13 protein-coding genes and 1 tRNA gene are annotated in these 13,681 nt (G+C 70.4%); 6 read left to right on the forward strand and 8 right to left on the reverse strand.

The annotated features are described in order from the left end of the window. The 5 genes from FO059_RS00520 to FO059_RS00540 all read right to left on the reverse strand — a co-directional run bounded on the left by FO059_RS00520 (position 1) and on the right by FO059_RS00540 (position 6,494). Positions 1 to 1,491, reverse strand: coding sequence for a peptidoglycan D,D-transpeptidase FtsI family protein (locus FO059_RS00520; RefSeq protein ID WP_143905459.1), 1,491 nt, complete (start codon positions 1,489 to 1,491; stop codon positions 1 to 3). After that, on the reverse strand, positions 1,488 to 2,951 hold the full coding sequence (locus FO059_RS00525) for an FtsW/RodA/SpoVE family cell cycle protein (protein ID WP_143905461.1): 1,464 nt from the start codon (positions 2,949 to 2,951) through the stop codon (positions 1,488 to 1,490). Before FO059_RS00525 ends, FO059_RS00520 begins: the two co-directional genes overlap by 4 nt. Beyond that, complete coding sequence (locus tag FO059_RS00530; RefSeq protein WP_143905463.1) at positions 2,951 to 4,381, reverse strand: PP2C family protein-serine/threonine phosphatase; 1,431 nt, start codon at positions 4,379 to 4,381, stop codon at positions 2,951 to 2,953. The genes FO059_RS00525 and FO059_RS00530 overlap by 1 nt, the downstream gene beginning before the upstream one ends. Further along, positions 4,378 to 4,842 carry an FHA domain-containing protein FhaB/FipA gene (locus FO059_RS00535; RefSeq protein ID WP_143905464.1) on the reverse strand — a complete coding sequence of 155 codons (465 nt, stop codon included), beginning with the start codon at positions 4,840 to 4,842 and terminating at the stop codon, positions 4,378 to 4,380. Before FO059_RS00535 ends, FO059_RS00530 begins: the two co-directional genes overlap by 4 nt. 272 nt (positions 4,843 to 5,114) lie before the next feature. After that, on the reverse strand, positions 5,115 to 6,494 hold the full coding sequence (locus tag FO059_RS00540; RefSeq protein WP_143905466.1) for an FhaA domain-containing protein: 1,380 nt from the start codon (positions 6,492 to 6,494) through the stop codon (positions 5,115 to 5,117). Positions 6,495 to 6,714: 220 nt separating this feature from the next. Between FO059_RS00540 and FO059_RS00545 the strand changes: the two genes are divergently transcribed. Further along, positions 6,715 to 6,797, forward strand: a tRNA-Leu gene (locus FO059_RS00545). Between the two features lie 181 nt (positions 6,798 to 6,978). On the opposite strand, the gene FO059_RS00550 is transcribed toward FO059_RS00545, so the two are convergent. Continuing rightward, entirely contained in the window at positions 6,979 to 7,266 is a 288-nt protein-coding gene (locus FO059_RS00550; RefSeq protein ID WP_143905468.1) for a hypothetical protein, read from the reverse strand. Between the two features lie 287 nt (positions 7,267 to 7,553). Beyond that, the gene (locus FO059_RS00555; RefSeq protein WP_143905470.1) at positions 7,554 to 8,759 is read right to left on the reverse strand and encodes a lipase family protein; all 1,206 of its coding nucleotides are present in this window, start codon (positions 8,757 to 8,759) and stop codon (positions 7,554 to 7,556) included. 139 nt (positions 8,760 to 8,898) lie between these two features. Here FO059_RS00555 and FO059_RS00560 point away from each other — a divergent pair, with 139 nt between their 5' ends. The 4 genes from FO059_RS00560 to FO059_RS00575 all read left to right on the forward strand — a co-directional run bounded on the left by FO059_RS00560 (position 8,899) and on the right by FO059_RS00575 (position 12,402). After that, positions 8,899 to 9,549, forward strand: a complete 651-nt coding sequence (locus FO059_RS00560) for a TetR/AcrR family transcriptional regulator (protein WP_143905472.1) — start codon at positions 8,899 to 8,901, stop codon at positions 9,547 to 9,549. A gap of 82 nt (positions 9,550 to 9,631) precedes the next feature. Beyond that, the gene (locus FO059_RS00565; protein ID WP_143905474.1) at positions 9,632 to 10,408 is read left to right on the forward strand and encodes an SDR family NAD(P)-dependent oxidoreductase; all 777 of its coding nucleotides are present in this window, start codon (positions 9,632 to 9,634) and stop codon (positions 10,406 to 10,408) included. A 39-nt stretch (positions 10,409 to 10,447) separates the two neighbouring features. Continuing rightward, entirely contained in the window at positions 10,448 to 10,708 is a 261-nt protein-coding gene (locus FO059_RS00570) for a GNAT family N-acetyltransferase (protein ID WP_199257055.1), read from the forward strand. A 191-nt stretch (positions 10,709 to 10,899) separates the two neighbouring features. Beyond that, entirely contained in the window at positions 10,900 to 12,402 is a 1,503-nt protein-coding gene (locus FO059_RS00575) for an MFS transporter (RefSeq protein WP_233266869.1), read from the forward strand. 110 nt (positions 12,403 to 12,512) lie between these two features. On the opposite strand, the gene FO059_RS00580 is transcribed toward FO059_RS00575, so the two are convergent. Next, positions 12,513 to 12,893, reverse strand: coding sequence for a VOC family protein (locus tag FO059_RS00580; RefSeq protein WP_143905476.1), 381 nt, complete (start codon positions 12,891 to 12,893; stop codon positions 12,513 to 12,515). A 153-nt stretch (positions 12,894 to 13,046) separates the two neighbouring features. Between FO059_RS00580 and FO059_RS18265 the strand changes: the two genes are divergently transcribed. Continuing rightward, positions 13,047 to 13,607, forward strand: a complete 561-nt coding sequence (locus FO059_RS18265; RefSeq protein ID WP_158726598.1) for a maleylpyruvate isomerase N-terminal domain-containing protein — start codon at positions 13,047 to 13,049, stop codon at positions 13,605 to 13,607. The last annotated feature ends 74 nt before the right edge of the window (positions 13,608 to 13,681 follow it).

Below are 13,681 nucleotides of genomic sequence, written 5' to 3' on the forward strand. Positions count from 1 at the left end.
TCACTGCCCCCCTTGCACGGCGGCCTCGATGACCGCGCGTCCGATGGGCGACGCGATCTTGCCGCCGGTGGCGGACAGGCCCGCGTTGCCGCCGTCCTCGACGATCACGGCGACGGCGATGACCGGGTTCTGCGCGGGCGCGAACGCGATGTACCAGCCGTGCGGCGGCGTCTGCTTGGGGGTGGAACCATGCTCCGCGGTGCCCGTCTTGGACGCGATCTGCACCCCGGGCACGCTGCCGGCGCCGGTGGTGTCCTGCTCGGAGGCGATCATCATCTCGGTGAGCTCGCCGGCCACGTCCGGCGGGATGGCCTGGCCGGGCGACGTCGGCGAGGTGGTGGACAACGTCTTCAGATCCGGTCCCTCCAGCTCGTCGACCAGGTAAGGCTGCATGCGAACCCCGCCGTTGGCGACTGTAGCCGCGATGACCGCGTTCTGCAGGGGGGTGAGAGCCACATCGCGCTGTCCGATGCTCGACTGACCCAGTGCGGCTGCGTCCGGGATGGTGCCCACGGTGGAGTCGGCCACCGGCAACGGGATCGACGGGGTATCCGGCCCGAATCCGAAGTCCTCCGCGGTATCGCGCAGGGCGTCCGCGCCGTACTTGATTCCGAGCTCGGCGAACGCCGCGTTGCACGAGCGCGCGAACGCTTCGATCATCGGCACGGTGTCGCCGGGCCCGCAGCGTTCGTCCGCGTAGTTGTGCAGGACGGTGTTCGTCCCCGGGAGCGTCAGCCCCGCCGCGGCGGTGAGCGGGTCGTTGATGGTGGCGCCGTCCTCCAGCGCGGCCGCCGAGGTGACGACCTTGAAGGTGGAACCGGGGGGATAGGTCTGCGAGATCGCTCGATTGAGCATCGGCGATCGCGGGTCCGTGTGCAGGCGGTTCCAGTTCTCCGCCACCTCGCTGCCGTCGTGCCCGGCCAGCAGGTTGGGATCGTAGCTGGGTGCGCTGACCATGGCGAGGATCGCGCCCGTGCGCGGATCCAGCGCCACGACGGAGCCGGTGAGGTCCTGTGCGGTGAGCTGGTCGTAGGCCACCTGCTGCAACACGGGGTTGATCGTCGTCTCCACGTTGCCCCCGCGCGGGTTGCGGCCGGAGACGAGGTCGAACAGCCTATTGCCGAACAGCCTGTCGTCGGAGCCGCTGAGGATCTGGTCCTCTGCCTTCTCCAGCCCGCTGCTGGCGTAGTTGAGGGAATAGAACCCTGTGACGGGCGCGTTGGCCTCGGGGCTGGTGGGCGCGTTGGGGTTCTCGGGGTATACGCGCAGGAACTTGAAGCGGTCGTCGGTCTCGGTCGATGCCGCGAGCACCTGCCCGTCGGCGGAGATCTGGCCGCGCTGCCGGGAGTATTCGTCCACCAGAACGCGCTGGTTGCGCGGGTCGGCGCGCAACTCGTCCGCCTTGAACACCTGAAGGTAGGTGACGCCGGCGAGAAGCACGACGACCATGGCCATCACCAGCATGGCGACGCGCCGCATGGGTGTGTTCACTCGACCCTCCTCACCATCTCCGTGGGGGCGTCCCCGATGGGCGTGGGATTGCGGCGTGCGGGCGCCTCCGGCGGACGGCGGGCCTCATCCGAGATGCGGACCAGGATCGCCAGCAGGATGTAGTTGGCGAGCAGTGACGAGCCGCCGTAGGACATGAACGGGGTGGTCAGGCCCGTCAGCGGGATGAGCTTGGTGACGCCGCCGACCACCACGAACAGCTGGAAGGCCAAGGTGAACGCCAGCCCCGCCGCGAGCAGTTTGCCGAAACTGTCGCGGACGGCGAGCGCAGTGCGCAGTCCCCGGATCACCAGGACGGCGAACAGCATCAGCACGGCGGCCATGCCGATGAGCCCGAGCTCCTCGCCCACCGTGGCCATGATGAAGTCGGTCTTGGCGAACGGCACGGTGTTCGGCTGGCCGCTGCCCAGGCCGGTGCCGGCCAGCCCGCCGGTCGCGAAGCCGAACAGCGCCTGCGAGATCTGGTATCCGCTGGTGTTGTAGGTGGCGAACGGGTCCAGCCACACTTCCACGCGCTCGCGGAAATGGTCGAACATGAAGTAAGCGGCCGTGGCGGCCAGCAGGAACAGCCCGATGCCGATGAACAGCCAGCTGGCGCGGTCGGTGGCGACGTAGATCATCACCAGGATGGTCCCGAAGATCAGCAGGGCGAAGCCCAGGTCCTTGTTCAGCACGGCGATGCCGATGGCCAGGACGACGGCCACCAACAACGGGGCCAGGTCGCGTGCCCGGGGCACGTCGAGGCCGAACACGTGTTTGCCGGCGGTGGTGAACAGGTCCTTCTTGGACACCAGGAACGCCGCGGCGAACACGATGATCAGGATCTTGGCGAACTCGCCGGGCTGGATCGAGAAACCGGCGAAGCGGATCCAGTTGCGGCCGCCGTTGACCTGGCTGAACTGCGCCGGCAGCAAGGCCGGGATGATCAGCAGCACCAGGCCGGCCAGCCCCAGCGTGTAGCTGTAGCTGGACAGCACGCGGTGGTCGCGCAGGAAATACAGCACCACTGCGAAGCAGATCAGCCCGATCAACGTCCAGATGATCTGCTGATTGGCATCGGAGCCGGGCTCGGGGTTCCCCAGGAAGGCCTGGGTCTCCTCGTCGGCCAGGTCCAGTCGGTGGATGAGGACCAGGCCGAGCCCGTTGAGCAGCGCCACGATCGGCAGCATTATCGGATCGGCGTACGGCGCGAACCGGCGGATGACCAGGTGTGCGAGCACCATCAGCACCGTGTAGGCGGCAGCGTACTTGGCCAGGTCCCACGTGAGGTGCTGTTCCATCGCCACTTCGACGATGACGAGTGCCGCGAACACGACGGCGATCGCGAACAGCGTGAGCCACAGTTCGGCCGTGCGGCCGCTCTTGGTCTGCGGCGGCGGCGCGAAGCCGCCGGGCGGGCTGTGGAACGCGGTGTCCTCCGCTGAGGGTCCGGGTGTGCTCATCAGGCGCCCACCCGACAGTTCTGTCCCGGAATCTGGCCGGGGGCGAACTCGGAGGCGCCCGTCGGCGCGGCATCGGACGGCGTGGGCGCCGGGGTGGGCTCGGCCGGGGCGGTGGGTGCGGCAGGCGGCGGCGCGCCGGGAGCCGTGCCCGGTTCCGGCGCGGGCGCGGCGGGGCGGCAGACCGGCAGCAGCTCGGTGCGCGCCAGCTGGCCTATCTGCTGCTGCGCGTTCTCGAGGCTGCCGCCGGGCAGGCCCGAGCGCACCTGCTCCCGCGCGGCGGGCTGCAGGTCGTCGATGGTGAGCAGATCGCAGTCCGCGGGGTCGGCATCCGGCGCCACGAGCTGCAGGGTGCCTTCGCCGTCGACGCACCCCACCTGCTGCACGCTCTGCATCGATATGCCGAGGACGGATCCGGGCATCCCGCGGTGCACCGCGACCAGGCCGTCGGATTCGCCCACGTAGTAGCTGCTGCGGATCCACATGACCGCCACGGTGACGGCGATGCCCGCGAGCACGATGAGCAGCGCGGCGACGAAACCGATGCGCCCCCAGCGCCGCTTCGCCGCCGGCGGCGGCTGGGTCGCGAGGACTCTGCGCGGTTTGGCGGCCGGCGGGCGCATCGCCGCGGCGCGCCCCGCGGACGTGTCCGGGGGCGGAGCCTCGTCCTCCTCGTCCGACGCCGCGCCGGCGACGATCGGCCGGCTCTGGCCGTAATCGAGGTCGATGACGTCGGCGACGACGACGGTGATGTTGTCCGGCCCGCCGCTGCGCAGCGCGAGCTCGATGAGGCGGTCCGCACATTCGCGGTGATCGCCCTCGCGCATGGTGTCCGCGATGGTCTCGGTGCTGACGACGTCGGACAGGCCGTCCGAGCACAGCAGGTAGCGGTCACCCGCGCGCGACTCGCGCATCGTCAGAGTGGGCTCGATGTCGTTGCCGGTGAGCGCACGCATGATCATCGAACGCTGCGGGTGCGTCTTGGCCTGTTCGGCGGTGATGCGCCCCTGGTCGACGAGCGATTGGACGAAGGTGTCGTCCCGGGTGATCTGTGTGAGCTGGTCATCCCGCAGCAGGTAGCCGCGCGAGTCGCCGATGTGCACCAGGCCCAGGCGGCTGCCGGCGAACAGGATCGCGGTGAGGGTGGTGCCCATGCCCTCGAGCTCGGGCTCCTCCTCCACGTGATCGGCGATGGCCTCGTTGCCGGCGCGGGTGGCGGCCTCGAGCTTGCCGAGCAGGTCCCCGCCCGGATCGTCGTCGTCCAGCGGCGCGAGCGCCGCGATGATCAGCTGGGAGGCCACCTCGCCTGCGGCGTGCCCGCCCATTCCGTCGGCCAGGGCGAGCAGCCGTGCGCCCGCGTAGACGGAGTCCTCGTTGTTGCCGCGCACCAGGCCGCGGTCGCTGCGCGCGGCGTACTTGAGTACCAGCGTCACGAGCGCAGCTCGATGACGGTCTTGCCGATGCGCACCGGCGTTCCCAAGGGGACGGGCGTGGCCGTGGTGACCTTGACGCGATCGAGATAGGTGCCGTTGGTGGAACCGAGATCCTCCACGTACCACTCCGAGCCGCGCGGCGACAGCCTTGCATGCCGGGCAGACGAGTAGTCGTCGGTGAGCACCAGGGTGGAATCGTCGGCCCTGCCGATGAGCACCGGCTGCGTCCCCAACGTGATCCGGGTCCCCGCCAGAGCGCCCTGCGTGACGACGAGATGCTTGGCGACCTTCGCGCGACGGCCGCTGATGCGCGCGGGCTTGACCGGATATCGGGCGCTGGAGAACCGCGAGCCGGAAGCGGCGTAGACGTCGGTGCGGAGCACGCGCAGCACCGCCCACACCAATAGCCACAGAAGCAGCAGGAAGCCGCCACGCGTCAGTTGCAGCACCAGAGCTTGCACGGTGGTCCACCTCCTCGATGTCGGTGGGTGGCGGGCACCCGGGGGGGGGTTCTTACGGGCAGTGACGATCGTTCTGGGGCGTGGCGTCGGGCGGGCATGTTGGCGGCGGCGCCGATCGCAGCCTACTGGCCGGGACCCCCGTCCGGGCGCGGAGCAGGGGCCCGCGCCGGTCGTGCGCGCTACCGAGTGATCATCGTACTTGTGCGGCCGGACGTTCCGCCCGTCTCACCGGCGCATGTGCACGCCACCTGCCACGATGCGGCAGGAGGTGATCAGCGGAACTGGACGGCGATGTCCGTGTGGCCCACGCGGATGATGTCGCCGTGCGCCAGCTGCCACTCCGTGACCGGGTTGCCGTTGACGACGGTGCCGTTGGTGGAGTTCAGGTCGACGAGCAGCGCCACCGCGCCGTCCCACTGGACGTCGGCGTGCTGCCGGGACACGCCGGTGTCCGGCACCCGGAAATGCGAGGACTGGCCCCGGCCGATCACGTTGGAGCCCTGACGCAGGTCGAAGGTGCGTCCGCTGCCGTCGTCGAGGACCAGCCGTACGCCCTGGGTGCGCGGCTGCGACCAGGCCCCGAAGCCTCCCGCTTGCGGGTACTCCTGCTGCTGGTAGCCCTGCGTGTGATCCTGCGGGGGGTAGCCCGAACGCGGGTCGTAGTCCTGCTGTCCGTAGTCCTGCCGTCCGTAGGCCTGAGGCTGGTAGCCCTGGGGGGCGTGGCCGCGGGGGTCGTAGCCCTGAGCTCCGTAGCCCTGAGCTCCGTAGCCCTGAGCGCCGCGGCCCTGTGTTCCATACATCTGGGCCCCGTAGTTCTGGGCTCCGTGGTCCTGAGCCGGGTAGTCCTGCGGCGGCTGCCCCTGCACGCCGTAGCCGGGCGCCGCATAATTCCGGGGGGCGCGGTCCTCCGGCGGGCGGTCCCGAGGCGGGTATCCGTCTTGGGCGTCCGGTCCGGGGGTGCGGTCAGGTGCGTAACCCGGATCACCCCAGGCGTTGTAGGCGGCGCCGCCGTATGCGGGCTCCCGGCCGCTCGGATGTGGAGGGTCGTGCAGTGGCCGCCCCTCGGCCCGCGGCTCCTCGCCGCGTCGCGGAGGGGCGGCTTCGGGCTGCGGGGCCGGGGAGGCGGTGAGCCGGCCCTCGTTGCGCGCGCGGTAGCGCTCGGACGGCAGGCCGCCGGCCGGCGCGTCGGGCGCTTCCCGTGGAACCTGGGGCGGCCGCGCGGAGTCCGCACCGCGCGGCGGCGCCTCGCCGGGCACCGGATCCGAGGACACGGAGAATCCGGCATCCGGGTCGATCGAGCTCTGCGCCCGGAACTGTCCGGTGTGCAGGTTGGGCGACGACTGCAGCTCCACCGACACGTCGCCGTAGGTCTGCCACCGCTGCTCGTCGATGAATCCGGCGAGGTGCGTGGCGAACGACCGCAGCGTGAGCTCTGCGTCGGCCGTCAGGTTCTGTTCGTCCGAATCGCTGACCGTCAGCACATAGTGATTGGGGACCACCGGCTGGTCCCCCTGCATACGGAGGCCGTCGGACGCCTCCCGGCGCAGCGCGGCCTCAACCTCCGCCGGCATGATCTTGCCGCCGAACACCCGCGCGAAGGCGTCGTCCACGGCGCCCTCCAACCTGCGCTCGAAGCGTTGCACAAACCCCACCGACTGCCTCCTCTCCCGCCGCGCGGCGTAACCACAGTGAGCAGGAGCGGGGACTCCTGACCATTCGAGGATACTGGGCGGGTACTGCTACACCGGTCCGTATGGCCTGTCAACCATTGTCGCCGCATCTCGGGCCGCGCGCATCGATGCAGATCACACGTGTGTGAACAGGGGATTTGAGGGCCCACGAGACACCGTGCTAGTCTCGATCGCGTTGCTCGGGCGAGTGGCGGAATGGCAGACGCGCTGGCTTCAGGTGCCAGTGTCCTTCGGGACGTGGGGGTTCAAGTCCCCCTTCGCCCACAGAACAAAGCGCCGGGACCTCGCATTCACGAGGTCCCGGCGCTTTGCTGCGTTTCGGGCGCGGGCCGGCCGCGCCGTTTCGAGCGCGATGTACATGATCCGCGTACGCAATCCCGGCGGATCCTGCACACACGATGCTCGGAACGGCGGGCCCGCCGGGAGGGCGGTCTGCCCACCGGGGTCAGGGCTGGGCGCCCACCACCCGCCGCGGCCGGGGCTCGCCGTCGGCGCGCATCCGGTACCGCGTGTCGTCCCTGTTCGCGGCGGCCTCCATCGCGCCGTCCCAAGCGAGGTACGCGGTGATGCGGCCGGCGGTGTCGGTGGAGACCCCCGCCGCGCTGGCGGTCTGGTCGACGGTCAGCCAGTCGCCCCGGCGTCCCGGGGCCGAGAGCTCCTGGACCACCGCGTCGAGTGCGCGCTGGTCGATTCCGGTGAACCCGCGGTTTCGTGCTGTGCGTGCCTGCATCATCCTGCAAACCCCTCCGATCGGGGACGTGGGCGTGGTGGAACTCCGCGGCCGTGACCCTTGTGGGGTGCGCCGGGCAGTGGGTCCGGTGTCTGCAACGCGGTTGCGGTTGCGGATCATCCCTTCTTAAGGGACATCGCCTATCGGACGTGCGTACGTCACCTGTTGACGCGGTGAGTTCGGTCACCGGATGGCGGATGCATGCGCCGGGGAACGCCCCATGCGGTAGGCCGTGCTCCGCCGGCGTGCGGGACCTGCCCGGGGTGCCCCGGCCTCCCGGCCGGGTGCAGTCAGGCCCCGCAGACTCCGCCGGGTGCGCCGCCGTCGCCGAGTGTGCGGATGAAGGCGAGAGCGTCGTCGAAGGACGCGGGCACGGTGGGGGTGTGCTCGAGGCCGTCGTAGGTCTTGTACGAGACGGGATTGCCGGCGGTGCAGAGGGTGTCGACCAGCGCGGTGGTGCTGGGTTCGGTCACGGACGAATCCGCGGTGCCCTGCAGAATGAGGGTGGGCACCTGCAGCGTGAGCCCGCCGAGGTTCTGCTTCGCGAGGTAGTCGGCCATCGGCGTCAGGTCGGCGTCGTCGGGGATGATCTTGTCGACCGGGACGTGTTGGGCAGCGGCGAAGGTGGCGTCGGTGCAGCCGTTCGTCGCCGCGTCCAGAAGCGGGTCGACGGGGTCGCTGACGTAGTCGTACGCCTTCAGCCCGGGGTCGGCTGCCTGCGCGCCGAGCAGGATCAGCGGAAGGTAGCCCAGCGCGGCGCGGACGTCCGGCCCGCCCGCGGCGAAGTACTGCAGGGTGTCGCCGAGCCTGTTGCCGGGCGCGATGGCCACCGCGCCCTCGAGGTTGAGGTCGGGTGCGCGCGAGGGGGCCTCTGCGGCGGTGAACACGGCGGCGTGCCCGCCCTGGCTGTGCCCGGCGACGTACCAGGTGGTGCCGATGGACGAGTCGAGTTCGCGCGCCGCGGTGACGATGTCGGTGACGGCGTTGGCCTCGGAGTCGCCGTTGATGTAGGGGTGGACGCCGGGAGTTCCCAGGCCCACGTAGTCGGTCTGCACGACGGCGTAGCCGGCCTGGACGTAGCGGTCGAGGGTGTCGTCCACGTAGCGCAGGTATTCGCCGTCCGATCCGGGAACCGAACCCGACGAGGGGGCGCAGGCATCGGCGACGCCGGTGGTGCCGTGCGCCCAGCTGATCACCGGCCACCCGCCGTCGGGTGCGGGACCGCCGGGGACGGACACCGAGCCGGAGACCACGGCCGGATCGCCCTGCGGTCCCTCGGACATGTAGGTCACCCGGGTGTTTCCCGCGGCGCTGGGGAGCACCGCGTCGCCGGTCGACGGCTGACTCGACAGCAGCGTGCCGTAGGCGATGTCCCCCGATGCCGCGGCGGATGCCCCGTCGCCGTCCGCGTTCGAACCGCAGCCGGCGAGCACCGTCGCTGCGATCACCGCCGCCCCGGCCCATCGAGCTCGTCGTGCAATGCGTGATGTGTGCATGGATGCTTAGCGCTTTCTCGTGATCGCCGCCGCGACCGATCACTCGGCCGTCGGAGAATGTAGATCAGCCGACCTAGGTCAGCCAACCTAGGTCATATGACCTAGGTTGGCTGACCTTAGCATCGCGTATCCTCATCGCATGCCCAAGCCCGACACCCGTGAGGCGCTGATCGATGCCGCCGAGCGGCTCGTGGCCGCACGCGGGCTGCGGGGAATCTCGGTGCGCGAGGTGATCCGCGCGGCCGGGCAGCGCAACCACGGGGCGATCGCCTACTACTTCGGCTCCTGGCACGGGCTGCTCGCCGCAGTGTGGGCGGCACGTTCGACGGGGGCGGAGCAACAGCGACAGCTGCGCATCGCCGCCGAAGAGTCGGACGACCGCCTGCACGGGCTCGTCATCGCCTACGTGAGCCCCTTCGTCGCCGAGGTCTCCCGGCATACGCCGTCGTACTGGGCGCAGTTCAACGAACAGTGGCTCGCCGGCATCCATGCCGATTTCGTCAACACGCCGGAGCCGCTGGTGCCCGGCGACCCGGACTACCCGCCGATCCGGGGGATGGAGGCGATGCAGAGCATCTATGCGGACATCGCCGCCGAACTCGGTCACCTGGCGCAGCCGTTGCGCACCGCGCGCGTGGCGCTCGCGGCCCGATTCGTCGTCTCGGCACTCGCGTCATGGGAGCGCGACCAGGTGAGCGGCGTCTGGCAGAGCCTCGACGACTACGAAGGCGAGCTCTGCCGGCTGATGCTCGCCCTGCTGCGGGCCGACGGCGAGGCGGCGGCCACCTGATTCCGCCCGCCGATCCACCGCCCCGGCGGTGTGACCGGGGCCTCATGGTGAGCAGTCCGGGCGGTGCTTTACGCTGCGGATCATGGAGATCAGGGGAGCTAGTGCAATCGTCACCGGCGGCGCTTCGGGAATCGGCGCCGCCACCGCCCGCCGGCTGGCCAAGCGCGGCGCCAAGGTGGTCGTCGCGGACCTCAACGCGGACGCCGGGCAGCAGCTCGCGCAGGAGATCGACGGCGTGTTCGTCCCCGTCGACGTCACCGACACCGCGCAGATCGAGGCCGCCGTCAACGCCGCCATCGAGCTTGCGCCGCTGAAGGCTCTGGTCAACTCGGCCGGCATCGGGTCCGCGCAGCGCACCATCGGCCGCGACGGCGAGTTCGCGTCCGCGCACAACATCGACGTGTACAAGAAGGTCATCGCCATCAACCTGATCGGCACCTTCGACGCCGTGCGCCTGGCCGCCACCGCGATGAGCCGCAACGACCCGGGCGAGGACAAGGACCGCGGCGCCATCGTCAACCTGGCGTCGGTGGCCGCGTTCGACGGCCAGATCGGCCAGGCGGCCTACTCGTCGTCCAAGGGCGGCGTCGTGGGAATGACCCTGCCGGTGGCGCGCGACCTGTCGGCGGCGGGCATCCGCCTCAACACCATTGCCCCGGGGCTCATCGACACCCCCATCTACGGCAGCGGCCCCGAGTCGGACGCGTTCAAGGCCAAGTTGGGCGAGAGCGTGCTGTTCCCCAAGCGCCTCGGCGTGCCGGACGAGCTGGCGTCGATGGTCGAGGAGCTGCTCACCAACTCGTACATGAACGCCGAGGTGGTCCGGGTGGACGGCGGCATCCGGATGCCTCCGAAGTGATCGGCTGAGAACCTCGAACGCCGTGCCCGCCACACAGCATTGGGCGACCCGCGCCGGACCGGCGCGGGCACGGCGGTGACCCGGGCGGTGCTCGAGGAGGCGCGCCGGCGCGGGGAGAGGTCCGTGATCGTGCTCGGCCACCCGGAGTGCTACCCGCGGTTCGGTTTCGAGCGCGCATCGGCGCACGGAGTGCGGATGCGGACCGCCGTGCCGGACGAGGCGCTGATGGTGCTGAGCCTCGACGGCGGAGCCGTGCCCTCCGGCGTCATCCGCTACGCCGCCGCATTCGGCGACATCTGAGCGGGGTCCGCGCACCCGGACACCCTCCGCAACGTCAAGATCCCCGGGATCTGCCCGACGGCCGACTGACGACGCAGGCGCCGAGGGCCTGGCGAACCCGGCAGGGCGCATAGCCGGTCACGCCGGGGAATGTTCCCGGTGGCGGCATCGTTCGCCTGGCATAGGGCGAGGTTCTGAGGAGGCGTGCGGCAGTGGTGGAGCAGACCGGATCCAGCGGTGGCGCCGCCGGCGCCGCACCCGATCCGGTCCGCTGGCGCGTCCTGGCGGTGCTGCTGGTCGCGATCTTCATGTCGCTCGTCGGCGTCAGCATCGTCAACGTGGCGCTGCCCTCGATACAACAGGGCCTCGACGCCGCGCAGTCCGACGTGCAATGGGTGCTGTCCGGCTACGCGCTGACCTTCGGCATCGTGCTCGTCGCCGCGGGCCGTGCCGGCGATTTGATGGGCCGCGGCGGCATCTTCATCCTGGGCGTGGTCATCTTCACCGCGTCGTCCGTGGCCGCCGGGCTCGCACCCAACGCCGATGCGCTCAATGCCGCGCGCTTCATGCAGGGCCTGGGTTCGGGATTGCTGAACCCGCAAGGCGTGGGCATGATCCAGCAGTACTTCCGCGGCGCAGAGCGGGGCCGGGCGTTCGGCTTCTTCGGCAGCGCCGTCGGAGTGGCTGTGGGAATCGGCCCGATCATCGGCGGGCTCCTCATCGAGTTGGGCGGTCCGGACATCGGCTGGCGGCTGACGTTTCTGGTGAACGTGCCCATCGGCCTCGCGTGCCTCGCGCTGGCGCTGCTGTGGTTTCCGCGCCCGCTGTTCAGCCGCATCCGGGACGCGGCCACCGGCCGGGTGGTGCGGGTAGGGGATGCCGTACGCGCACTCGACCCGGTCGGCTCGGTCCTACTGGGGCTCGCCGTGCTCGCGGTGCTGCTGCCCTTCGTCGAATCCGGGGTCACGGCGCTCATCTGGCTGGTCCTGCCGGTGGGCGTGCTGCTGGCGTACGCCTGGGTGCGGTGGGAACGCCGCTACGCCCGCAAGGGCAACAGCCCGATGGTGGACCTGAACATCTTCTCCACCCGCAGCTTCACCAACGGCAGCATCATCGTGGCGCTGTACTTCCTGGGAATGACGAGCATCTGGGTGCTCGTCGCCCTCTACATGCAGGACGGCGCCGGGCACTCCGCGCTGGCGGCGGGCGCGGTGGGCATCCCCGCGGCGCTCATCTCGGCGGTCGCGGCGCACTGGGCGGGCACAAGGGTGATGACCTATGGCCGCAAGGTGGTGATCGGCGGGCTCGTGAGCGCGCTCGCCGGTCTGGCGCTCAGCGTCGCCGTCGTGGTCCTGCACGAGGGCGGGCACCTCAGCGAGTGGTGGCTGATGGGGTCGTTGGTCTTCATCGGCATCGCGCAGGGCTCGGTGATCAGCCCCAACCAGACGCTCACGCTGGCGGACGTGCCGCTCGCGTACGCGGGCAGTTCCGGGGCGATCATGCAGACGGGGCAGCGCATCGGCACCTCGGTCGGCATCGCCGTCATCACCGCGGCGGTGTTCGCGGCACTCGACGCGGCGTCGTGGGCGGTCGCGGTGCCCGTGGGATTCGGGCTGATCGCCGTGGTCGTGGTGCTCGCGCTGGGCGTGGGCGTGAAGGATCTGCGCGACCGGTCGCGCACGGGCACGGAACTGCCGGTGCCGGCGCGGCCGTGAGTTCGGGTTCCTGAAAGCTCCGTGGAACATGCTTCACATTCTGTGGGGGTGCGATGGCGGTTTCCCACCATCGCACCCCCACAGAATGTGATTCCGGTGCCAGAAGCCGGCTACATGTCCATATGCAGCACCTCCCAGAGGTGCCCGTCGAGGTCGCGAAACGCGCCGGCATACATCGGGCCGTCCTCCATTCGCCACTCGGTGTGGGTGGCGCCGGCGGCCGCGGCCTTGGCGCACAGCTCGTCCACCTCCGCGCGGTTCAGCGCGTCGAACGCGAGAAACGTCTCGGTGCCCGAGTGCGGCGCGGTGCCATGGAAGCCGTGGAAGAAGTCCTGGCGCAGCAGCATCACCCAGGCGAGCTCGTTGACCACCAGCGCCGCGGCCTTGTCGTCGCTGAACTCTTCGTTGAATCCGAAGCCCAGTGTTGTCCAGAACTCGCGGGCCTTCGCGACGTCCGCGACGGGGAGGTTGGCGAAGAGCATGCGTGCCATGTGCGTGCCTGCTTTCTGCTTGTGCGCCGGGGCGCGATGTGCGGTTCTGGGAGTATCGACCGGCGTCCTCACGGAGACTCATCGCGCGGGGCGATGACTCGGGGTGCGGACGCCGGTCACCATTGGCATCCGGTTGCTGCGAGGAGGGCGGATGTGACGGAGCCCGTTGCTTTGCTGGAACGCGCCGTGTCGTACACGCGCGGCGCCCTGCAGTCGGCCGGGGACGATCCGTCGGCGCCCACGCCCTGCAGCGAGTGGAATCTGGGCCGGCTCCTGGAACACATGTCCGATGCGCTCGACGCGTTCATCGAAGCGAGCGCGGGCGTCGTCGATATCCATCCGCGTGCGGGGTGCGGGGGCGATGCCGCGGGCCCGGTCGGGGCGCGCGTCGAGGCGCTGCGATGCAAGGCGTGCGATCTGCTGGGCGCCTGGTCGGCGGCCGGAACTCGGAACGTCCGGCTCGCCGACGCGGACCTGGATCCGGGGCTGCTGTTGCGGGCGGGGGCGCTGGAGATCGCGGTCCACGGGCACGACGTGGCGGCGACCGGGCCGCCGGGCCCCGCGCTTCCCGAGCCCCTTGCGCGGGACCTGCTGCCGACCGCGCGGTTACTCGTCACGCCGGGTGATCGCGGGGTCCGCTTCGGTCCGCAGCTCCGGCCCGCGACGTCGGCGCCGTCTGCCGTGTTGCTGGGGTTCCTCGGCAGGACGCAGTGACGGCGGGTGCGTCCCGGTGGCGCGGCGGACGGGTCTGAACAATCCTGTACAGCATTGAACAGGGGTGCTAAATT

Origin of the sequence: Tomitella fengzijianii (assembly GCF_007559025.1) — a bacterium.
Classification (GTDB): Bacteria; Actinomycetota; Actinomycetes; order Mycobacteriales; family Mycobacteriaceae; genus Tomitella; species Tomitella fengzijianii.